A 571-nucleotide genomic window follows, 5' to 3' on the forward strand; every position below is an offset into this window, starting at 1 on the left:
CTATGTATTTGATAAGGATAAAGCCCTAAAGGCTATTCGCTTTATTGAACTGCTGCCACACGTGAGGGGCAAGTGGGCAGCCAAGCGAGGCCTCGCCAAGCGTATCCGCTTGCAGCCCTGGCAAAAATATATAATCGGCTCCCTGTTCGGGTGGGTTCACAGGAATACCGGTCTGCGCCGTTTCCATATCGCTTACATTTGTGTACCGCGAAAAAATGGAAAATCCCTCATTGCTGCCGGTATTGGTTTGTATATGCTCACTGAAGATGGTGAGTATGGGGCTGAGATTTACTGTGGAGCCACTACAGAGAAGCAAGCTTGGGAAATTTTTCGGCCAGCACAGAAAATGGCAGAGCGTACCCCGGCATTTCGTCGAGCCTATGGCGTGACCTCCCATGCGAAGCGACTGGAGTGCGATCAGCGCGGCACCAAGCGGTTGCCGGACAACAGCCGCTTTGAGCCGGTGATCGGTAAACCCGGTGATGGAGCCAGTCCCAGTTGCGCCATTCTGGATGAGGTGCATGAGCACACCGACGATGTGCTTTACGACACTATGATCACGGGTATGGGG

At 53.2% G+C, this 571-nt stretch carries 1 protein-coding gene; it reads left to right on the forward strand.

Annotation, left to right across the window (positions count from 1 at the left end):
- A partial coding sequence (locus Q1A48_RS21325) for a terminase large subunit (protein ID WP_299948880.1) occupies positions 1–571 on the forward strand: 571 nt, incomplete at both ends.

Source organism: uncultured Microbulbifer sp., assembly GCF_947489355.1.
Classification (GTDB): domain Bacteria; phylum Pseudomonadota; class Gammaproteobacteria; order Pseudomonadales; family Cellvibrionaceae; genus Microbulbifer.